19 protein-coding genes are annotated in these 21,194 nt (G+C 65.9%); 9 read left to right on the top strand and 10 right to left on the bottom strand.

The window, feature by feature from the left end; translation table 11 throughout:
* Positions 1-58: 58 nt before the first annotated feature.
* The 3 genes from ACODS2_RS22275 to ACODS2_RS22285 form a co-directional block, all read right to left on the bottom strand.
* On the bottom strand, positions 59-1,345 hold the full coding sequence (locus tag ACODS2_RS22275; protein WP_489000698.1) for a Xaa-Pro dipeptidase: 1,287 nt from the start codon (positions 1,343-1,345) through the stop codon (positions 59-61).
* 40 nt (positions 1,346-1,385) lie between these two features.
* Positions 1,386-3,422 (bottom strand): alpha/beta hydrolase family protein, encoded by a 2,037-nt coding sequence (locus tag ACODS2_RS22280; protein WP_489000699.1) that lies wholly within the window; start codon positions 3,420-3,422, stop codon positions 1,386-1,388.
* 98 nt (positions 3,423-3,520) lie between these two features.
* On the bottom strand, positions 3,521-4,477 hold the full coding sequence (locus ACODS2_RS22285; protein WP_489000700.1) for a hypothetical protein: 957 nt from the start codon (positions 4,475-4,477) through the stop codon (positions 3,521-3,523).
* Between the two features lie 85 nt (positions 4,478-4,562).
* On the opposite strand from ACODS2_RS22285, the gene ACODS2_RS22290 reads away from it, so the two are divergent.
* Entirely contained in the window at positions 4,563-5,522 is a 960-nt protein-coding gene (locus ACODS2_RS22290) for a TauD/TfdA family dioxygenase (RefSeq protein ID WP_489000701.1), read from the top strand.
* 10 nt (positions 5,523-5,532) lie between these two features.
* On the opposite strand, the gene ACODS2_RS22295 is transcribed toward ACODS2_RS22290, so the two are convergent.
* The 5 genes from ACODS2_RS22295 to ACODS2_RS22315 all read right to left on the bottom strand — a co-directional run bounded on the left by ACODS2_RS22295 (position 5,533) and on the right by ACODS2_RS22315 (position 13,170).
* Positions 5,533-6,906, bottom strand: a complete 1,374-nt coding sequence (locus tag ACODS2_RS22295) for a class II 3-deoxy-7-phosphoheptulonate synthase (RefSeq protein ID WP_298164831.1) — start codon at positions 6,904-6,906, stop codon at positions 5,533-5,535.
* A 14-nt stretch (positions 6,907-6,920) separates the two neighbouring features.
* On the bottom strand, positions 6,921-9,080 hold the full coding sequence (locus tag ACODS2_RS22300; protein WP_489000702.1) for a prolyl oligopeptidase family serine peptidase: 2,160 nt from the start codon (positions 9,078-9,080) through the stop codon (positions 6,921-6,923).
* 80 nt (positions 9,081-9,160) lie between these two features.
* Positions 9,161-9,559 (bottom strand): GFA family protein, encoded by a 399-nt coding sequence (locus tag ACODS2_RS22305; protein WP_489000703.1) that lies wholly within the window; start codon positions 9,557-9,559, stop codon positions 9,161-9,163.
* Complete coding sequence (locus tag ACODS2_RS22310; protein ID WP_489000704.1) at positions 9,556-12,483, bottom strand: M16 family metallopeptidase; 2,928 nt, start codon at positions 12,481-12,483, stop codon at positions 9,556-9,558. Before ACODS2_RS22310 ends, ACODS2_RS22305 begins: the two co-directional genes overlap by 4 nt.
* A gap of 69 nt (positions 12,484-12,552) precedes the next feature.
* Positions 12,553-13,170 carry an FKBP-type peptidyl-prolyl cis-trans isomerase gene (locus ACODS2_RS22315; RefSeq protein ID WP_489000705.1) on the bottom strand — a complete coding sequence of 206 codons (618 nt, stop codon included), beginning with the start codon at positions 13,168-13,170 and terminating at the stop codon, positions 12,553-12,555.
* Between the two features lie 151 nt (positions 13,171-13,321).
* Between ACODS2_RS22315 and ACODS2_RS22320 the strand changes: the two genes are divergently transcribed.
* The 8 genes from ACODS2_RS22320 (at position 13,322) to ACODS2_RS22355 (ending at position 18,438) form a co-directional block, all read left to right on the top strand.
* Positions 13,322-13,903 carry a NifU family protein gene (locus tag ACODS2_RS22320; RefSeq protein ID WP_298164841.1) on the top strand — a complete coding sequence of 194 codons (582 nt, stop codon included), beginning with the start codon at positions 13,322-13,324 and terminating at the stop codon, positions 13,901-13,903.
* A 42-nt stretch (positions 13,904-13,945) separates the two neighbouring features.
* On the top strand, positions 13,946-14,536 hold the full coding sequence (locus ACODS2_RS22325; RefSeq protein WP_298164843.1) for a malonic semialdehyde reductase: 591 nt from the start codon (positions 13,946-13,948) through the stop codon (positions 14,534-14,536).
* A gap of 12 nt (positions 14,537-14,548) precedes the next feature.
* Positions 14,549-15,166, top strand: coding sequence for a tRNA (adenosine(37)-N6)-threonylcarbamoyltransferase complex dimerization subunit type 1 TsaB (gene tsaB / locus ACODS2_RS22330; protein WP_489000706.1), 618 nt, complete (start codon positions 14,549-14,551; stop codon positions 15,164-15,166).
* 27 nt (positions 15,167-15,193) lie between these two features.
* Positions 15,194-15,682: a GNAT family N-acetyltransferase gene (locus tag ACODS2_RS22335; RefSeq protein ID WP_489000707.1), complete on the top strand. Its 489-nt coding sequence runs from the start codon at positions 15,194-15,196 to the stop codon at positions 15,680-15,682.
* A gap of 175 nt (positions 15,683-15,857) precedes the next feature.
* Positions 15,858-16,301, top strand: coding sequence for a Ros/MucR family transcriptional regulator (locus tag ACODS2_RS22340; RefSeq protein ID WP_298164849.1), 444 nt, complete (start codon positions 15,858-15,860; stop codon positions 16,299-16,301).
* Positions 16,302-16,485: 184 nt separating this feature from the next.
* Entirely contained in the window at positions 16,486-16,908 is a 423-nt protein-coding gene (locus ACODS2_RS22345) for a Fur family transcriptional regulator (RefSeq protein ID WP_054122249.1), read from the top strand.
* A complete protein-coding gene (locus tag ACODS2_RS22350; protein WP_489000708.1) occupies positions 16,880-17,752 on the top strand; it encodes a lysophospholipid acyltransferase family protein in 873 nt (290 codons plus the stop codon). Before ACODS2_RS22345 ends, ACODS2_RS22350 begins: the two co-directional genes overlap by 29 nt.
* Complete coding sequence (locus ACODS2_RS22355) at positions 17,749-18,438, top strand: class I SAM-dependent methyltransferase (RefSeq protein WP_489000709.1); 690 nt, start codon at positions 17,749-17,751, stop codon at positions 18,436-18,438. The genes ACODS2_RS22350 and ACODS2_RS22355 overlap by 4 nt, the downstream gene beginning before the upstream one ends.
* An 18-nt stretch (positions 18,439-18,456) precedes the next feature.
* On the opposite strand, the gene ACODS2_RS22360 is transcribed toward ACODS2_RS22355, so the two are convergent.
* Together ACODS2_RS22360 and ACODS2_RS22365 are read right to left on the bottom strand one after the other, a co-directional pair.
* Positions 18,457-19,839 (bottom strand): vWA domain-containing protein, encoded by a 1,383-nt coding sequence (locus ACODS2_RS22360; RefSeq protein ID WP_489000710.1) that lies wholly within the window; start codon positions 19,837-19,839, stop codon positions 18,457-18,459.
* 195 nt (positions 19,840-20,034) lie between these two features.
* The gene (locus ACODS2_RS22365) at positions 20,035-21,183 is read right to left on the bottom strand and encodes an L-dopachrome tautomerase-related protein (protein ID WP_489000711.1); all 1,149 of its coding nucleotides are present in this window, start codon (positions 21,181-21,183) and stop codon (positions 20,035-20,037) included.
* Positions 21,184-21,194: the final 11 nt, after the last annotated feature.

Consider the following 21,194-nt stretch of genomic DNA (forward strand, 5'->3'; position numbering starts at 1 on the left):
ATCTTCATCGGAGCAGAGGATACGGCAAAGCGAGTGGGCGCGCCCCCAGCAAAAGTGCTCAGCGCACCACCTCGCCGCCCTTCATCACATGGGCGACGCGGGCCAGCACGGTGATATCGGCGGTGGGATCGCGCGGCACCGCGATCATGTCGGCAAAATGCCCGGCCGAAAGCGCGCCGACGTCCTTGCTCCACCCCATCAGCTCCGCCGCGCTGGTGGTGGCAGACTGGATCGCCTGCATCGGCGTCATCCCGTAGCGCACCATATAGGCAAACTGGCGCGCGTTCTCGCCGTGCGGATAGACCCCGGCGTCGGTGCCGAACGAGAGCTTCACGCCAGCCTTCACCGCCTTGCGGAAGGCCAGGCGCTGCGCCTCGGTCGTCTCGTCGTTCTTGCGCAGGTAGTTCTCTGGCCAGTGCTCCTTGCGCCCGACATCGGCGATGTAGTCGCCGTTGTAGATATCCATGTCGAGCCAGACACCCTTGGCCTTGGCGAGCGCGATGCCTTCATCATCGATCAGGCTGGCGTGTTCGATCGCGCGCACCCCGGCGCGGATCGCGGCCTTGATCCCGGCCGCGCCGTGGGCATGGGCAGTAACCCACGACTTGCGTGCGGCGGCAACTTCGACCGCTGCGCGCATCTCGTCCTCGGTCAGCTCCTGCTGGCCCGCCTCGGTGCCGCTCGCCAGCACCGCGCCGGTGGCGATGAGCTTGATCGAGTCAGCGCCGTGCTGGAAGAGGTAGTTGACCTTGGCCCGCGCGTCCGCCGCATCGGTGATTACGCCGGCCCGCATATCCTCCGGAATGCGCACCTCGGGCGAGAAGCCGGTCACTTCCCCGCCGCCGCCGGGCACGGTGACATAGGCACCGACAGCCTGCATGCGCGGCCCGATCACATCGCCGCGATTGATCGCTTCGCGCAGTTCGACATCGGCGAAGGCGCGGAAAGACCCGACATCGTGCACCGTGGTGAAGCCCGCCATCAGCGTGGTGCGGGCATTGCGCGCGCCGATATAGGCGATCTCCATCGGCGAATGGAGCAGCGGTTCCGCCACGTTGGCGGTCTGCCCGGTATCGGCAAGGTGGACGTGACAATCTATGAGGCCCGGCAGGACGGTGAACGCCGACCAATCAACCACCTTCGCGCCGTTCGGTGCGGGGCCATCGGGCAGCACCGCAGCCACGCGGCCATCCTCCACTCGCAGCAGCCGCGCGCCCAGCACCGCACCGGCTTCCGGATCAACGAGGTGCCCGGCCCGGACATAGAGCGTTTCGGCATGGACAGGTGTGGCGGCAGGGGCGGTGGCGACGAGGCCGATTGCGGCGGCGAGAAGAACGCGGATCATGCACGGCATCCTGCCCCATCCGCACCGACTTGGCGAGTGCTCAGGACGCCGGGTTGTACTTCGCGAGGAAGGCTTCGAGCTTATCGAGCCAGAGCTGCTGGTTGGCATCGCTCGAGAACCCGTGGCCCTCCCCCTTCATCGTGACGAACTCATAGGATTTGCCCGCCTTAGCCAGCGCATCCGCGTAGAGCTTCGATTGTTTGTAGGGCACGCGCTGGTCCGCGTCGCCGTGCACGATCAGCAGCGGCACCTTGAGCTTGTCGATCGCATAGAGCGGCGAGACGGTGGTGAGGTCGAACGTTTCGTCACCCTGCACCGTCTTGCGCCAATCCTTGCGGTACCGCTTCGAGATCTTGAACGTGATCTGGTACTTGAGCTGCCGTTTGAGGTCGGAAATCCCCGCAAAGCTGGCCGCGCAGCGATAGCGCTCCGGATTGCGCACCGCACCCCACAGCGCTGCGTAGCCGCCGTAGGAACTGCCGACGATGCACACCCGCTTGGGATCGATCGTGCCCTGCTTTGCCAGCCAGTCCATCCCGTCGTCGAGATCGTCCTGCATGGCGCGGCCCCACTGGCCCTCGCCCTTTTCGTAGAACGCCTTGCCATAGCCGCCCGAGCCGCGAAATTCGGGCTGCAGCACCGCATACCCCCGGTTGGCGAGGAACTGCACATCGACATCGAAGGTGCCATCATCGCGCACATCATAAGGCCCACCGTGCGGCAGGATGACCAGCGGAAGGTTCTTCGCCTCGCGGCCTTTCGGCAGGGTGAGGTAGGCTGGAACAGCGAGCCCGTCGCGCGTCTTGTAGGACGTGTAGCGCGTCGGGCTGAGCTGCGAAGGCTTCAGCTTCTCGTTGGCCTGCGCGAAGAGCTGCATGATCCCGGCGGCCTGATCGAACACATAATAGCGGCCCGGATCGTTGGACCCGCCGATATGCACGAGCATGCGCGCGCGGTCCCGCGAATAGCTGACAATCGTCGCCATGCGGTCGCCCACCGCGCCGGTCACGGCCTGGTCGATAGCGTCCTGCACTTTGGCAAGTTCGGCATCGAACCAGTGCGCGCGCGGGCGATCATCGGTGAACCACGCGGCATAGAGATTGGCACCATCGTACTGCGTATCGAAATCGTCGATATCGACGCCCGGCGCCTCGAACACTATTTCACCACGCTTGCGGGTGGCGAAATTGAAGCGCCACAGCGCGTAGCGGCCGGTCGCCTCGTTGAGCATGATCCGGTAGCCATCGTCGCTGCCCTGGTAGATGCGGAACGCATCGAACCCGGCCTCGTCGTCATCGTTGCCGGCGCGCACCACGGTGCGGAAGCCCTCGCCGTCCTTGGCGCGGTAGATCATCTTCCAGCTACTGTCGCCGAAGACGAAGCCCGCGCGCACCACGCCCTTGTCATCGGCGTACCAGTCCCACAGCCCGTCACGCGGGGCCACGACCTGCTTTGCCTTGTTCGTGGCGAGATCGATCGTGGAAACGCTCGGGTAGTCGTAAATGGTCTGCTGGAAGGCGAGGAGGATCGACTTGCCTTCGGGATCGACCCAGAGCACGTCATCGCCGATCAGGCCTTCGGTCTTGCCGCCGATAAAGCGCTGTTCACTTGTCGCGACATCGTAGACGACCAGCCGCGTCTGCCAGGCATCATCGCCTTCCCAGTCGACCGTCTTGCCCACGCTGAACAGCACCCGGCCATTGCCGGCCCAGCGGAACCAGTTGAAATCGAGCGAGGCACCAGGATTGAGGAGCTTCGTCTCACCGGTCTCGGGCGTGAAGAAGCCCAGCAGCTTCTGCCCTTTCATCGTGACATAGGCCGCGATCCGCTTGCCATCCGGCGAAAGGCGCGGGGAGGAAAGGAACGGAAGCGCCGAAAGGATCGCGGTCGGAATCTTCTCCGATGGGCCAGCCGGAGCCATTGCGGTGGCTGGCGCGGCTGAAGGTGTGGGAGCAGGTGCGGCAGCAGCGGGGGGATCGGCAGCCAATGCCGCAACAGGCGCGAGTGCCGCCGTTATGGCGAACAGCGCGCGTGCCGCACGCAGCCTCAACCTGCCGTCACCCAATACCTTTTTCATGACGCCCCCGCGTACCTGAATCGAAGCGGGAGGCTAGGCTGAGTGCGCGGGAGGCTCAAGCCCGGACGGGATCCAAACTGGCAGGACGACTTGTTTCGTCAGACCTCCGCGGCACCCATACGTGCTTCAAGATCGGCCAGATCGGGCGCGGCGCGCTGGGCCGCCATGCGGACTTGCGCCAGTTCGCCCGCGAGTTCGCGCAGCAAGGTCGCGCGCCGTTCAAGCCGCGCCGCATTGCTGAACGCGAGCCCGGGCCGCTTAGAATACGTGCTGAACCGCGCCCCGCCCGCCACTTCGGCAATCCGCGCCGGTTCTGCCTCCCTGCCAAGCCGGGGAGCCAGCGCCGCCAGCGTCGAGGCGGGATCCGCATAGAACCGTTCGGCATCGAGCGTGCAGGCCTGCGGCAGCGCGGCGAGCGTGGCGGCAAAGGCGCGCATCTGCCACAGCCAGAGCGCGGCGAGGCACTCCGCATCGTTCGCCCCTGGCGCCACGCCGGCAAACCGCGCCGCGATATCGCGCACCCAGCCGCGATGCTGCGGACTGCGCAGGACCGCGAGCGCATAGTCATCAAGGCCGAGGTAGAGCAAGACTGCGGGCGCAGCCGGATCGGCGGCGGCAATGGCTGGCAGCAGCGCATTGACCGGGACGTTCGCCTTGATCAGCGTCGGCTCGTCCCCGCCATAACGCCGGGAAAGCATGGCAAGCACCAGCCCCAGCCGCGCCGCATCAGGCGCAAAGGCCAGCTGGCGCAGCGCCATCGGTTCACGCAGCACGAGGCCGGGCGAGATCGCCTCCAGCGCGCGCGCCAGCAGGGTGGAGCCGCAGTGTGCGACATGAAAGATCCACGCGGTGGTGCGCGGTGGGGGCGCTGCCTCGGCCAGCTTTGCCGCGCCGACGCGTGCCGCGCCGTCTCGCGCCGGAGAAATCCGCGCATCGAGAAAGATCGAGCGTGCATAGGCCGCCCTGTCCATCGGCACGATCACCGCGTCCGCTCCTTCGAAGGAATGGAGAAAGTGATCGGGCGAGGCGGCAATTACGGCAGGTGTCAGCGGCATTGCGCGAGCATAGCGGGAATTGTCTGGAGCCGCACTCCCCTCCCGCTTGCGGGAGGGGCCGGGGGTGGGTTAGGCCGCAAGAGCCATGGCCCAGATCGATCCCCCCGCGCCCGGACGCCCCTATGCGGTGCTGACGCCGACCGGCTCGGAGACGCTCGGCGCGACTGATCCGGCGCAAGTAGAGGCCGTCTACAAGGCGCATGGTGCGCTGCTGCTGCGCGGCTTCGGGGCCGATCTCGATGCTTTCCGCCGCTTTGCTCGCAGCCTTTGCGCCACTGCCGTGATCAACGAAACGCCGGGCCGCGCGGTGCTCGATGCGGCGCAGGCCATCCAGGGCGTCGATGGCGGGACGAATGCTTTCGCGCTCCACCCGGAACTCGCGCGGGAGCCGTGGAAACCCGATGCCGCGCTGTTCGGCTGCCTCAGCCCGCCGGGCACCGGGGGAGAGACGACGCTGTGCGACGGCATCGCGCTGGCCGCTGCGCTGCCGGCGCATGTGCGCGCAGGGCTGGAAGGCCGACGGCTCGTGCACGTGATGGGCGTCTGGCCCGCATTGCTACGCTTCTGGTTCGGCACCGAAGCACCCGGCGATGCCGAGCTGGCAAATCCGCCGCGCCCCCTGCCCTATCGCTTCTTCCGCATGCCCGATGGCCGCATCGCGCGCGAGTTTTCAAGGCCTGCGCTGCACCGCCCGATGTTCGCCGAAGGCCCGGCTTTCGGGAATTTCCTGCTCTTCGCGCGGTTCAACAACGGGCGCGGCAACTTCCCGCTGCTTGATGATCTGACCCCGGTGCCGGAGGACTGGCTACAGGCAATCCAGGCAACCGGCGAGGCGCTGACCGCCGAAGTGCGCTGGCAGGCCGGCGACGTGCTGGTGCTCGACAACACCCGCTTCCTGCATGGACGGCGCGCGATCATCGACGCGGCCCAGCGGACCATCGCGACCTTCTTCGGCTATGTGCGCTTTGCCGTGCCCGATGCCGAGGAAATGGCAAATGCGCCGTGGCGGCAGGGGGATTTCAGGCCTCCGCTGCCGCCGCTTTAGCGATAACCGGTCAGGCCGCTTCGGCCTTGCGTTCGGCGCGTTCGGCGTTGAGCGCATCGGCCAGCAGGAACGCGAGCTCGATCGACTGCGCCGCATTGAGGCGCGGATCGCAGTGGGTGTGGTAGCGATCCGCCAGCCCCTCCTGCGTGATCGCGATCGCACCGCCGGTGCATTCGGTGACGTCCTGCCCGGTCATCTCGATGTGGATACCGCCGGCATGCGTGCCCTCTGCGCGGTGGACGGCGAAGAAGCCCTTCACTTCGCTGAGGATGCGATCGAACGGGCGCGTCTTGTAGCCGTTGTCCGCCTTGATCACGTTGCCGTGCATCGGATCGCACGACCACACCACCGGGTGCCCTTCGCGCGCCACGGCGCGGACAAGCGCGGGGAGCCCGGCCTCGACCTTGTCATGCCCGAAGCGGCTGATGAGCGTCATGCGGCCCGGCTCGCGGCCCGGGTTCAGCGTATCGAGCATGCGCAGCAGCGCATCCGGCGTCAGGCTCGGCCCGCACTTCATGCCGATGGGATTGCCCACGCCGCGCAGGAACTCGACATGCGCCGAGCCTTCGAAGCGTGTGCGATCACCGATCCACAACATGTGCGCACTGGTGTCATACCACTGGCCGGTGAGCGAATCCTGCCGCGTCATCGCCTGCTCGTATTGCAGGAGCAGCGCTTCGTGGCTGGTGTAGAACGTGGTGCCCTGCAGCTGCGGCACGGTGCTGGGGTTGACCCCGCAGGCCTCCATGAAATCGAGCGCTTCGCCAATCTTGTCGGCCATTTCGCTGAACTTGGACGCCCACGGGCTCTTGCCGATATGGTCGAGCGTCCACTGGTGGACCTGCCGCAGATTGGCATAGCCGCCGGTGGAGAACGCACGCAGCAGATTGAGGGTGGCGGCGGCCTGCGAATAGGCGCGCAGCATGCGGTCTGGATCGGGGATGCGGCTCTCGGGCGTGAACTCGATGCCGTTGATGTTATCGCCCAGATAGCTCGGCAGCTCGACACCGCCGATGCTTTCGACCGGCGAGGAGCGCGGCTTGGCGAACTGGCCGGCCATGCGGCCCACCTTCACCACCGGCTGCTTGCCGGCGAAAGTCAGCACCACCGCCATCTGCAGCAGCACGCGGAAGGTGTCGCGGATGTTGTTCGGGTGGAACTCGGCAAAGCTTTCGGCGCAGTCGCCGCCCTGGAGCAGAAAACCCTTGCCGGCAGCGACTTGCGCAAGATCAGCCTTCAGCGCGCGCGCCTCTCCCGCGAAGACCAGCGGGGGAAACCGGGTCAGCGTTTCCTCGACCGCAGCGAGCTTCGCCGCATCGGGGTAGGTGGGCAGGTGCTTTGCTTCTGCGCCTCGCCAGCTGTTCGCATTCCAGTTGCTTGCCACGGTACTCGCTTTCCTCAAGGACGCGCGCGTTTAGCGGTACCGTAGCGGAAATGCAAAGGTTTGGCGGCGGCGCGCTGGTTCGCGTCCATCAGGCGGCGCTGGAAGTAGACCATCTCGAGCGCGGTGGTCATTGCGCTTTCCTTGAGATTGGCCCCGGCGCCATGCCCGCCCGCCGTTGTCTCGTAGTAGAGGTAGGGCAGGCCATACTCCTTCATCCGCGCGGCAAACTTGCGCGCCTGCACCGGGCCGACGCGGTCGTCCTTGGTCGTCGTCCAGATCAGCGTCTCGGGGTAGGGCGCGCCGCGCTTGAGGTTCGAATAGGGCGAGGTCTTCAGCCAGAACGCCTTCTCGTCCGGGTTTGCCATGGTGCCATATTCCCCGACCCACGAGGCCCCGGCGGAGAGCTTTTCATAGCGCAGCATGTCGAGCAGCGGGATCTGGATGCTGACCGCACCGAACAGCTCGGGCCGCTGGGTAAGTTCTACGCCCATGAGCAGCCCGCCGTTCGAGCCGCCATAGATGCCCAGCTTCTTCGCGCTGGTGATCTTGCGTGCCGTGAGGTCTTCGGCAACCGCGGCGAAATCGTCGTAGATCACCTGACGCTTGGTCTTGAGCCCCGCCTCGTGCCACGCCGGGCCGAACTCGCCGCCGCCGCGGATGTTTGCCACCACGAAGGCACCGCCGCGCTCAAGCCAGAGCTTGCCGGTGATCGCGCTATAGTGGGGCGTGTAGGAGACCTGAAAGCCGCCGTAGGCCGTCATCAGCGTGGGCGTCGCGCCGGTCAGCGGCATATCGGCGCGGTGAGTGATGAAATAGGGGACCTTCGTCCCGTCCTTCGAAGTCGCCTCGAACTGTTCGGTCACCAGCCCATCGGCTGCGAAACGCGCCGGAGTCTGCTTGATCTGGACCGCGTTGCCGCTGGCAACATCGACCTTCCAGAGCGCTGTGGGCAAGAGGTAGCTCTGCACCGAGACATAGGCGGTGTTGGAGGCGTGGTCGCTGGAAACCATGCTCACCGCCGCGTTGTCGGGCAAGGGCAGCACGCTCTGCTGCCAGCCGCCCGCGCTGCGGGTGAAGCGCATCGCCCGCCCGCGCACGTTGTCATAGACCGCCGCGAGCACGTGGTCGCGGGTTAGCGTGACTTCGTCCGCATCGACCGACTGGCGCGGGCCCGGCGCGAAGATCAGTTCCGGCGCGGCCTTGCCTTCGGGATCGACCGCGACGAGAGCGCCGGCGGGGATCGGCTGGCCGCCCTTCGGCGTCCAGTCCTCGTTGACCTGAAAGATCAGGCGGCCCTGCAGCAGGCCCTTGACCGTGCTCTTGCGCGGCACCGCAATGGGCGTGGTGCCCTGCGCCGTGACGCGTACAAACTCCGCCTCGAAAAAGGTGATCCCGCGCGTGATGACCACTTCGGTATGGCCAGCGCCGTCCGTGAAGCTCGCCGGAATGACGAACACATCGTCCGGCTTGCCGCGAAACACCTCGGTCGCCGCTGTCAGTGGTGCGCCGCGCAGGACCCGCTTGACCACGAAGGGATAGCCGCTGGCGGTCATCGTGCCCGCACCCCAATCGCGCGCGGCGATCAGGCTGTCCGGCGTTTCCCAGCTGACCCACTGCTTCGATTTGGGCAGCGTGAACCCGCCGGAAACGAAGCTGCGGCTGGCGAGATCGAACTCGCGCAGGGTATTGGCATCCTCGCCGCCATCGGAGAGCGCGACGAGGCAGCGCTTTTCGGAACTGGGTTCGCAGTCTGCGCCCGCCCAGACCCAGTTGGCCTTCTCCGCTGCGGAAAGCGCATCGAGATCGAGCAAAGTCTGCCAGTTGGGCTCCGGCTTCTCGTACTCAGTCTGCGTGGTCATGCGCCACAAGCCGTGGACGTGGGCGGCATCCTGCCAGAGATTGGCGATCTGCCCGCCGATCAGGCGCGGCATGGCGATCCGGTCGGTCGCCTCGGCAATCTTGAGCGCATCGGCATAGAAGCCGGCAAAATGCGGATCGGCCTTGAGCACCGCCAGTGAACGCGCGTTCTCCCCCTCGACCCAGGCCATGGCGCGGGGAGAACTGACGTCCTCGAGCCAGATATAGGGATCACTCGGCTCAGCCACGGTTTGCGCCAGCGCCGGATGTGCCGAGGCTGACAAGGCCAAGGCCGCGAGAAGGGCGAGACGCCGCATGAGAATACTCCCTGAAGATCATGGCATTGAGCCTATCGGCGCCTGCCACGCGGTTCAAGGCAGCCTTGGGGCAAGGTCCGCTAGTCCCAGTGTTCCATATCCCCGCCCGAGACGCTGACCCAGGGGTGCATCCGCGTCTCGAACACCGAGAAGCGCGGCGGCGGGAATGTCGGGTCGGCAAAGGCGCCGACGGGAACGGCGGTGAGATCGGGCATGGAGGCAGAAATGAACGCCACGGTCGCGCCGCAGGTCGGGCAGAAGCGGAAGGTTGCGGGCTTGCCGCTTTCCCCCACGCGCACCCATTCGTGGAATGCGCCGCTGAGCTCGACCTGATCCAGCGGCCAGCGCGCCTGCACTGCAAACGCGCTGCCGCTGCGCTTCTGGCATTCAAGGCAGTGGCAGACCGAGACGCGCACCGGTTCGCCCGTGCAGGTCGCGGTCAGCCCGCCGCACCGGCACGTGGCGATGCGCCGGGTCATTTCCCCGGCACGACCCTGAGCCGCCACGCCTTGCCCGGCACCAGATAGCGCTTGGCCAGCGTCTGCAGTCGCTCCGGCGTGATCGCGCTGTAGTCCGAGAGGATCGAGCGGATCTGGGTGAACTTGTCCGGATCGAGCGCACCGCCTTCGAGCTGGTACATGTAGAACCCGTTGCCGGTGCTGGCACGGGTGATGAGCTGCTTCATCGGCTCGGTCACGCGGGCGATCTCGTCCGGCGTTGCGGGTGCAGCGGCCAGATCGGCGGCAATCTTGTCGGTCGCACCGAAGAAAGCCGGGAGATCGCCGGGGCGCAGCTGGCTCATCGCCGCGAGGTAGCCGCCCGAGGGCAGATCGAGCGGCCAGTTGGAGGATACCTGCGGCGCATAGCTTGCCCCGATCTTCTCGCGCATCGCATCGAACAGACGGTTGTTGAAGACCTGCGCGAGGAGTTCGAGCTGGCGCGATTCGTGGACGCCCGCGTTGCCGCCGCCGGTGGGCCAGGCGACCAGCGCTGCCGCCGTGTTGGCGTCGCCATGGTGGTTGAGCGTGAGCGGATCGCCGACCGGTTCGGGCACCTTGGGCGCAAAACCGGTCGTGGGCAGCGGATCGCGCGCGGGCAGCGCACCGAACGTGCGCTCGAGCGCGGCGACGGTCTCGTCGCGGTTGAAATCGCCGAAGATATCGACCTCGATCGGCCCCTGCTTGAGGAGCGCCGACCAGACACGGCGGAACCCATCGGGGTTCGCCCGCGCAATTTCCGCCGGATTAGGCACGGCATAGCGCGGATCGCCATCCTTGAGCAGCCAGCCAACATCACGTCCAAGCACCGAGGAGGCTGAGGCATTGGTCGATTCATAGGCCAGCCGCGCGGCGGCCTGCGCGCGGATCACCGGATTGGCTTCCCAGCGCGGCATCGCCAGCTTGGCCGCGAAAAGGTAGAGCTGGTCGGCCAGGTCTGCGGGCCGCGTATCGGCCGAGAACTTGAAGGTCGTATCGTCGATATCGAAATCTAGGCTGAGCTTGCGGCCCGTCGCCAGCCGGTCGAGATCCTCGCGCCCGACAGTTCCGAAGCCACTGTCCATCAGCGCCGTTTCGCCCAGCGAGGCGTAGACCGCATCCTTGGGATCGATCACCGCATAGCCGCCGCCGAAGTGGACGCGCACGATCACCCGGCCCGGTTCGGCCTCGTTCGACCAGAGCAGCGCCTTCACGCCGTTCGAAAGCTCGATCCGCTCGATCCCGAGCAGGCCGGTGCCTTCTGCGTTGGCGAGCTTGCCGGGCTGGCCGATCGGCGGCAGGTCCTTGAAGCTCAAGGAACTGGCGGCAAGGCGGCTGCCCGAAGACGGCGCCACCGGCGCCTGCAGCGCGGCGCGCAAGTCCGCTTCGGTGCCATCGGTCGCCTTGGGAGTGATCAGCACGGGACGGATCACGGTTCCCTTGAACAACGCGCGGGTGTGATCGAGCACTGCTGCCGGGGTAAACAGCGGGATCGACGAGCGGAAGATGCTGTAGACCGTATCGGGATTGGCCACCGTCTCGCGAATGTCGACCGCATCGGTGATGTCGTCCGCCAGCTTCGATCCGGCGAGCGTCTCCTGCGTTTCGACCGGCACCTTGAAGGCCACGTCGAACTCGGCCACCTCGCGGGCGATTTCCTCTTCGGTCGGCGGCGTTGCCAGCGCATCGGCGATAACTGCGCGGACATCTTTGACCGCGGCCTTCCAGTCGTCGGTCAGCGGGGTCACCGTCACCAGCGTGGCGTCGGCGGAACGACTGATGCGCTGCTGCTCGACCGAGGCAGCGAGGAAGCTGCCCCCAGCGCGCGCCCGGCCTTCGAGCCGGCGATTGATGATCGCGATGCCCAGCCGATCGATCATCAGGCCCTGATTGTAGACGATCGTATCCTGCACTTTGTGCCACGGCCGCAGCACGGCATAATTGAATACGCGCGGCAGATCGGGCTCAACCATGACTTTGGCATCGCCCACCGGATTTGCGGGATCACCGCCGACGGGCGGCTTTGGCGCACCGAAATCAGGGAGCGGCGGGCGCTTGCCCTTGGCAAAGCTCGCGCCCTTCCAGGTGCCGAACCACTGCTTGATGCGGGCGATCAGCGCCTCCGGATCGGCATCGCCGGCGACAACGATGACCGCATTGTCAGGCCGGTACCATGCATCGTGGAACGCCTTGACCTTGGCCGGGGTTGCCGCGTTCAGCGTTTCCTCGGTCCCGATGGGCGAACGGCTGCCGAGCGGCTGGCCTGCGAAGAAAATGGCGCGCGTACCATCGAGGATGCGCGTCTGCGGGCCCGAGCGCTCGCGCATTTCGGCAAGCACGATCGGCACTTCGGTCTTCACGCCCACATCGGTGAAGATCGGCGCGGTGATCATGCCGGAAAGAAGGCGGAACGTCTCGTCGAGCTTGGCGGGGGAAACGTCGGGAATGTCGAGCTTGTAGACGGTCTGCGTCGGGCTCGTCTCGGCATTGGTATCGCTGCCGAAGGTGGCGCCGAGCCGCTGCCAGGCGGGGATCGCCTCACCCGCCTTGAGGTATTTCGAATCGCGGAAGGTCAGGTGCTCGATCAGGTGCGCATAGCCGCGCTGCGGATCGGTTTCATAAAGCGAGCCCGCATCGATCAGCATGCGCACCGAAACCTGGCCTGGCGGCACGCCGTTGCGGCGCACGGCATAGCGCAGGCCATTGGGCAGGACACCGAAGATCCACGCCTTGTCCTGCGGCACATCGCTGCCGCGATAGAGCCAGGGGCCTGAACCGCTTGCCGTCTTGGGGGCCACTACCGCCGGCTTGGCCGGTGCTTTGGCAAGGACCGGTGAGGGTGCTCCAAGCAGGCCGACAAGAACGGCGGAAAGTACGGGAGCGAGAGCGCGGGGCGTACGCGGGGCGAACCGGGACAGAAAAGCCATATCCGCTGTATAGGGCGGCAAGAAATGAAGGACCAGTGAATTGGTCCCTCACCCCCTGCCGCGTTCAGATCACTTCTTCGGCTTTGCCGGAGCCGGTGCCGGGGCCGGTGCATCCGCATCCGCGCCCTGCGACGGCTGGGCCGCCTGCTTCTGCGCTTCGGCACGCATCGCCGCGATTTCGGCTTCGGTCTTGAAATCGACCAGCTCCACCTGGAAGACGAGATCGGCATTCGCCGGGATCGGCCCGGCAGCCTTTTCGCCATAACCCAGCGCCGCCGGGATGCAGAAGCGCCAGACGCTGCCCTTGTTCATCAGCTGGAGGCCTTCGGAAAAGCCCTTGATCACGCCGCCGGCGGGGAAGGCCTGGCTGACGTTCTGATCGAACACGGTGCCATCGGCGGCAAGGTAACCGATGTAGTTGACGAGCACATAGTCGGACGCACCGGGCTTTGCGCCAGCCGCATCGCGCAGCATGCGGGTGCCGAGGCCCGAGGCGGTCTTCGCGCTGCACACGCGCTGCGCTGCGGGGACGACCGGGTTCAGCGGCACCGGCAGGATCTCGGCCACGGCAGCCGGCGCGGGTGCGGGCTTGGCGGCCTGCGCCAGAGCCGAGACCGGCATCGCGGCGCAGGCGATAAGTGAAAGGGTAAGGGCGATTCGGCGAAGGCCGCAGTGCGTGGTGCTCATGCGCGGCCCCTTAAACCAGCCTGCCTGCACCTGCCAGCGCAGAACACCGCCCCGCACACCGATGGGTGAGGCCAAGGCCTGATGTTCGGGGCCTGATTTTCGGGCGCATTCGCCCCTTGACCCCCATCGATGGGGGCCTACATGCTGAGACATGTTCATTGAAACCGAAACCACCCCGAACCCCGCCACGCTGAAGTTTCTTCCGGGCGAGATCGTCATGGCCACCGGCACGCGCGAGTTCACCTCGCCCGAGGCGGCAGCGGCATCTCCGCTGGCGGAAGCGCTCTTCTCGATGGGCGATGTGACGGGCGTACTTTACGGGCGCGACTTCATCGCGGTGACGATCGCGCCGGGCTCCGAATGGGCGCCGCTCAAGCCGCAGGTGCTCGCCCTGCTGCTCGATCATTTCGTGGCGCAGGCGCCGCTGTTCACCTCGGCCGGCGCGGACTTCGTGGTTCCCGGTGAGGCGGAGGATGACACGCACTACGGCGATGATCCGGCCGACGCCGAGATCGTCGAGCAGATCAAGGACCTGATCGAAACCCGCGTGCGCCCGGCCGTGGCGAACGATGGCGGCGACATCATCTATCGCGGCTTCCGCGAAGGCGTGGTCTACCTCAAGATGCAGGGCGCCTGCTCGGGCTGCCCCTCGTCCACCGCCACGCTCAAGCACGGCATCGAATCGTTGCTCAAGCACTACGTGCCCGAAGTCAGCGAAGTGCGCGCCGCCTGATCCCGATCCCCCGAAGGCCCGATCCCCCGAAGGTTTGCCCCGATGTCCCTACCGCTTGATGACACCGCGCTTGATCAGGTGTTCCGCACCGCCCGCACCTACAATGGCTATCTCGACAAGCCGGTGAGCGAGGAGCAGCTGCACGCGATCTGGGACCTGATGAAGATGGGGCCGACCTCGGCCAACCAGATGCCCGCGCGGCTCGTCTGGTGCGTGAGCGATGAGGCGAAGGAAAAGCTCGCCGCCTGCGCCGGGGGCACGAACCCTGACAAGATCCGCAAGGCACCTGTCAGCGTGATCATCGGCATGGACATCGATTTCCACGAGCAGCTGCCCTGGCTGTTCCCCCATGCCGATGCAAAGAGCTGGTTCGAGGGCAACGAAGCGCTGCGCGAGGTTTCCGCCATGCGCAACTCGACGCTGCAGGGCGCCTACTTCATCATTGCCGCGCGCATGGTAGGGCTTGATACCGGGCCGATGTCGGGCTTCAACAATGCAGCGGTGGACGCGGCGTTCTTCGCCGGCACGCGCGTGAAGTCCAATTTCATTTCGACGCTAGGCTACGGCGATCCGGCCACGATCTTCGCGCGCAGCCCCCGGCCTGATTTCGCCACCTTCAACACGCTGGCCTGAGGCGGCACGCACTTGCGCCGGCTGGTGATCGACAGCGCCACCGAAGCCTGTTCGGTGGCCTTGTTCGACAATGGAGAACTGGTGGCGGGCACGCACGCCATGCTCGGGCGTGGCCATGCCGAACAGCTTGTGCCGATGATCGCCGCTTTGCCCGGCAAGGGCCGTGCCGACCGCATCGCCGTCAACGCCGGTCCTGGCAGCTTCACCGGTATTCGCGTGGGCCTTGCCGCCGCGCGCGCGCTGGTGCTGGCGTGGGGCGTACCGCTCGAAGGCTATGCCTGCCTCGCGCTCGTCGGTGCGATGGCCCGCGCCGCACATGGCGGGAACGCCATCGACGTGGTGATGAGCGGCGGACACGGCGAGTGGTTCTTCCAGCCCTTCGCGGCAGACGGCACCGCGCTGGCCGAACCGGCATCATTGCTACCGGATGCGGCGACGGAGCGCTCGCAGGCGCTGGTCGTGGTCGGCAGCCAGGCCGAGGCGCTGGCCGCGCGGCGCGGCGGCACGCCTGCCGCCTATCCGCTCTGGCCCGATGCACGCGCCTTTGCGCTGCTCGGCCGCGATGCCCTGCGCCCCGATCCCACGCCCCGCTATGGCCGCGCACCCGATGCGCGGCTTCCGATTGCGTGATGGCGGCCGCGTGAAGGCAGCTTTGCCATGAACTACAACACGCCAGGCAGCGCCGATGATATCGACCGGATCATGGAAGTCATGACCGGCGCCTTCGCGCCTGAGTACGGGGAGGCATGGAACCGCCGTCAGGTTTCGGACTCGCTTCTGCTTACCGGCACCGGTTACTGCCTGATTGGCGCAGAGGGATCATTCGATCCGAACCTCGCAGAACCCGTGGCAGGGTTTGCCCTTACCCGGTCGATCTTCGACGAGGAAGAACTGCTGCTCTTTGCCATACTTCCCCAGTATCGCGGCAAGGGTCTGGGGGCTGCACTTCTGACCGAAGTCATCGCACGGGCGCGTTTGCGGGGCATCCGGCGGCTTTTTCTCGAAATGCGGCGGAACAATCCCGCCGGCAAGTTATACACAGGCTTTGGCTTCCGGACTGTCGGCATAAGGCCCGGATACTACCGCACAGTCAGCGGCGAGCGGCTGGATGCGCTCAGTCAGGAACTGTATATTGCGAACAATTAAGCAAAATTACCTGCATAGACCTATGTTTGGGAGAATTCTGGCGGAAAAATGAGCTGATTGACCCGCAATGGTTGTAACTCTGTTGCGCAGGCGTATATGCGGTGAAGTCTACTCTGGACTCACTGAGCCTTGACTGGGCAAAAAGAAGATAACAACCGCAAAAGGTACGGGTACAATGAGTGAAATCGAAAACGATATGCGGGAAACGCTGATCACGCTCACATCAGACATCGTCTCAGCCCACGTCAGCAACAACAGCGTCGCTGTTAACGACCTGCCGATGCTGATCAGCAATGTCTATGCCGCGCTGGCTGGCCTCAATCCCACGCAACCGGCAGCAGAACCGGCTCCTGAACCCGCGGTTTCGATCCGCGCTTCGGTGAAGAACGATCACATTGTCTGCCTTGAAGACGGCAAGAAGCTCAAGATGCTCAAGCGCCATCTGATGACGCGCTACAACATGACCCCGGATCAATATCGCGCCCGCTGGAACCTGCCGGCAGACTACCCGATGGTCGCTCCGGCTTATGCTGAAAAGCGCCGCGAATTGGCCAAGAAGATCGGCCTCGGCCGCAAGCCTGCGCCCAAGCGTGGCCGCAGCGCCAAGGCTGCCGGCTGAGCTGCCTGATGCCGGCCAAGGCCGGCCCGGAACCGGCGAGGCCTCCATTCTTTTGCGCGTGGCCTCGCCGTGTTCACTTTTCCCCGATCCGGGCCTGATACTGCCCGCAAATCGACAGCGCGCCGGTTGAAGAATTGGCGCAGCAAACTATGCTGCACGCAATCTAACCGGATGGGCCGCAAGCTTGCACCAGGCAATCGACATCGAAGCGCTTTGCGCGGAACGGGGTCTCAGGATCACCGAACAACGCCGCGTGATCGCGCAGGTGCTGTCGGAGAGCGACGACCATCCCGATGTCGAGAAGCTGCATGAGCGCGCATCGGCGCGCGATCCGCGCATTTCCATCGCCACGGTCTACCGCACCGTCCGCCTCTTCGAGGAGGCGGGGATCCTTGATCGCCACGATTTCGGCGATGGCCGCGCCCGTTATGAGGCGACGCCCGAGGCGCACCACGACCATCTGATCGATGTCGAGACCGGAAAGGTCATCGAATTCGTCGATCCGGAGCTTGAGGCGCTGCAGCGCCAGATTGCCGAACGGCTTGGCTACCGCCTCGTCGACCACCGCATGGAGCTATATGGTGTCAAGTCTGATCGCGAGGCGTAAGGCCCGCCGCCAGGTCGGCCCGGAACGCGGCGCAGCCATCACCTGGATGGGCTGGATGCGGATCGTGCTGCGCGGTGTGGCGCTGGTGCTGGCCATGCTGCTCTGCGTGCCGCTGCACTACCTCTACCGCGTCGTGCATTATGGCTCGCCGTTTCCCAAGCTGTTCCTGTTTCTGGCGGCGCGCATCATCGGCGCGCGTGTGCGGGTCCACGGCGTGCCGCTGAAGCGCGATGTGTTCTATATTTCGAACCATCTTTCGTGGGTGGATATCCTTGCGCTTGGCGGGGCCAGCGGCACGGCCTTCGTCGCCAAGGCCGAATTGTCGCAAGCGCCGATCGTCGGCTGGCTCGCGCGGATCAACCGCACCGTGTTCGTGAGCCGCGAGGACCGCATGGGCGTGGCGGACCAGATCAACCGCCTCAAGGAAGCGCTGGCCGACAACTGGTCGATCACCGTGTTCCCTGAAGGCACCTGCACCGATGGCAAATCGCTGCTCCCCTTCAAGACCTCGATGCTGCGCGTGCTGGAGCCGCCGCCGCCGGGCGTGATGGTGCAGCCAGTGGTGCTCGATTATGGCCGCGTCGCCGAATGGATTGGCTGGATCGGCACGGAAGACGGTGTTTCCAACGGCAAGCGCATTCTCTCACGTCGTGGCTCGTTCCGGCTCGAGGTTCACTTCCTCGAACCGTTCGATCCGCAGGGGCTGGCCGGGCGCAAGGCGATCGCCGCCGAAGCGCGCCGCCGCATCGAACCCGCGCTGGAAGCCGCATTGGGTGAACCGCTCCGGCCCTTCGCTTTCGATGTCGCGCCCGTGCGCTACGAAGCGGCAAAGAACGCGGCGTGAAGCTGAAGCTCAAGCCCGGCATGGCGCGCCGTCCGCGCCAGGTGGTGCACAAGCTGGCCAGCGCGGTGCGCCGCAAGATCAATCTCCAGAAAGCCCGCCATCGCAGCACCCCGGCCAGAGAGGCCAATGGCCCGCCTGAGGCTTTGCTTGGCCTGCGCCGCCTTGTTGCCAATCCGCGGCGGTTCGGCGGCTTCGTCAGTGGTCCTGCGCTGGCGGCGGCCATCACTGCCGAAATCGATCCGGCGGCCGGCCCCGTGCTCGAACTCGGCCCCGGCACCGGCGTGTTCACGCGCGCCCTCATCGCGCGCGGTGTTCCCGAGAGCAATCTGATCCTGGTCGAGGCAGACCATCTGCTCGCCGCACGGCTGCGCACGGCCTTTCCGCAGGCGCTCGTGCTGGCCCACAAGGCGGCCAGCGTAACGGAAGACATGCTCCAGGGCCGCCGCCCGGCCGCAGTGGTGAGCGGCCTGCCGCTGCTCAACTTTCCCAGCCGCGAGGTGGAGAGCATCGTCGCCACCGCGTTCGGCTTCTGCACGCCGGATGCCGCGCTTTACCAGTTCACCTATGGCCCGAAGTGCCCGGTACGCGAAGAGATCATGGCCCGGCTGGGCCTCTCCGCGCACCGCACCGCGCGCGTGTGGCGAAACGTGCCACCGGCATCGGTTTACTGCATCACCCGCAACTGATCCCGTGCAGATCGGCGGTCAGCCCTGCTGCCGCCGCTGATCCTGCCCGCGTTGCTGCGCGATGCTGCAGCGTCCACGATCATAACCACCAACCGCGCGAATGACATCGCCCTGACGCGGCTCGACGCGCTTCCCCGTGGCAATACCTGCCAGCACGCGCGCCACCATCGTATCGAGCCGGGTAACCAGATAGCACGCCACATCCGGTTCGGCATGGCTATCACCTACGCCGCTGTCATCGGTCAGGAAGATGTACCGCCCCTGCGTCAACGCGGCCATCGAGCGCAGGACATATTGGGCACTGTCCTCCACCCCGCTCGCCGCAACGGGAACGATCTGCACGCCGCGGCTGCGCAGCTGCTGCGTCGCGTCAAGCGTGGCGCCGATCGCATCCTCGTGCGGCGGCGCATCGGTCACGAGCAGCACGGCCTTCGCGGCATCCGGGCGCCATTGCAGGCGGCCAGCCTCCGCCACCGCCCGGTCCATTGCCTCCGGCGTATCGCCGCCGCCATCGGCATCCTGACGGGCCAGCAGCGTGCGGATCGAACCGATGTTCCCGGTCAGCGGTGTCGACTGGACGACATAGTCATCGCCCTCATCGCGGTAGAGCACCACGCCGATGCGCAAGTCGATCTGTCCGGCATTGCGCTTGAGCCGCGCGACGATCGTATCGAGCTCGGCCTGGATGTACTCCATCTCGTCGCCCATGCTGCCGGTGGTGTCGATCACCAGCGCAAGGTCCATGGCGCGCGGCGCAGCGGCCAGGCCGGGAAGCGCGATCTCGACCAGCCGGCCTGCCGAAAGCGCGACGGACTTGCGCGCAGAGCCGGCGGTCCCGGTCACGGCCACGGTGGTCTTCTGGGGGATGCGGTCGGCCCGCGGATAGAACGAGGCAGTCCCGTCGGCAGCGGTCACGAGGTGGAGCGGCGCGCCGGAGCGGCCGACATCGGTCTGTGCAAACGGCACCGGCCGCCCGCGTGCATCGACCACGCGGATCACCACCCGGCCGCGCGTATCGTAGAACGGCAGCGACTGCCCGCTCGCCTGGAGGAAGCGCCCGGCATAGGCGGCATATTGTCCGGGATTGAGCAGATCATCGACATCGCCTGCCGTCAGCAGACCCGATTGCGGCTGGACCGGATTGGTCGGCATCGCGGGCGGTTCGATGACCACCGGCGGCGGCGCCACGGGATCGAGCATGGTCGTCTCGGTCTTGCCGCTGACAAGCCCGCCAATGGTCCATTCGGACTTCCTGGTGACCGCGCGGGCCATGGCCGGAGGCGGCGCGTCCTCCGCGATATCGACGGCAGCGGCGGCTTCCTTGGGCTTGCTGTAGCTTTTACCGGACGCCTCCGGCGCCTTTTCACTGCAGGCGGCGAGGGCAAGCAGGCTGCCCCCCATGATGAAAGTGGAAACCCTGCTAACAACAACGCAAGAGCGCATGGCGGACCTCCTTGAGGGGTCCGTTAAATCTCTACTGATTTAATTTGGATTACAAGAGCGATCTTGCATCTAGGCTGCAATTCGCATCCGCTCCGGTTGCTGCAGTTGCGCACAACAGGATAAAAGTGCTTTTGTCTTGGTATCTTGCACTGCTTATTGCCCGGCAAGTGCTGTCCCGTCTGCCGGGAAGCGGAAGAGGTAGTAGGGTGCCTTTTCGCGCATATGGGCCTTCGATTGCATCATCACATCGGGGATGTCGCTGTCTGCCACGTAGACCATGTTGTTCGGCCCGAAGCTGAGGCCATCGGGCCAGCGCATCTTGGGATGGCCAGCCAGCGCGGTCAGCTTGCGGTCGGGACCCAGTTTCCACACGATCCCGTCCTCGATACCGGTCAGGTAGATGTTCCCCTCGTTGTCGATCGTCAGGCCATCGGCCTGCGGACGCTCGGCATATGGCTCGACACGGGCGGCCAGTTCGGCCGGCGACAGGCTTACGTTGTTGAGGTCCGCCACCCGCACGCGCGAGAGCATCTTGCCCGCCATCGGTCCGATATAGAGCCAGGTGCCCTGCCGATCGAGCGCGATGGGATCGAAGGCGGGGTGGAACCAGAACAGGCTGTTGCCCAGCGGCTGCATCAGCCGCGCCTGCGCACGCACCGCATAAGGCCCGGGCATGATCGCCGGATGGTTGTCGAGCAGGCGCCGTGCCTTGCCCGTCTCGCTGTCGACCACGATCAGCCCCGGATGGCCGCTGAACACGCCGATATCGGCGAGGTAGATCATCCGGCCCGCGGCATCGATCTGCATGTCCTGCACATAGGACCCGATACCCGCCACTGAACGCGGCAACCAGATCTGCTTGATCGGCGTGTTGGTATTGAGATCGACCGCCACCAGCCGCGCGCCGAACACGCCGTGTTCGCCGTGGTCGATGCTCCACAGGCGGTTCCGGGCATCGATGCGGATATTGAACACCGCGCCGTAGGACGGTCGGTCCCGGTCGCCGCGCTGCATTTCAAGGTTTGGATAGGGAACAGGCTTGCCGTTCACCAGTTCAAGCACCTTGATCGCGGGGCGCCCCTCGGCGTGATAAGTGAAGAACACGCGGCCGCTAGCGGAGACGGCTAGGTTGCCCGGCGGTTCAGGCAGAGTGGCGATCAGTTCGGCCTGAAGGCGCGGTTTGGGATCGCCGATGCGCGGGAATGGCTGCCCGGTGCCGCCGTAGGTCGCATAGAACCACAGCACGAAGACCGCGAGGATCAAGCCGATCACGGCAGCGACGCGCAGGAGTATCCGGACCATCGGGCAGCAAT

It is taken from the genome of Novosphingobium sp. FG137 (genome assembly GCF_057809735.1).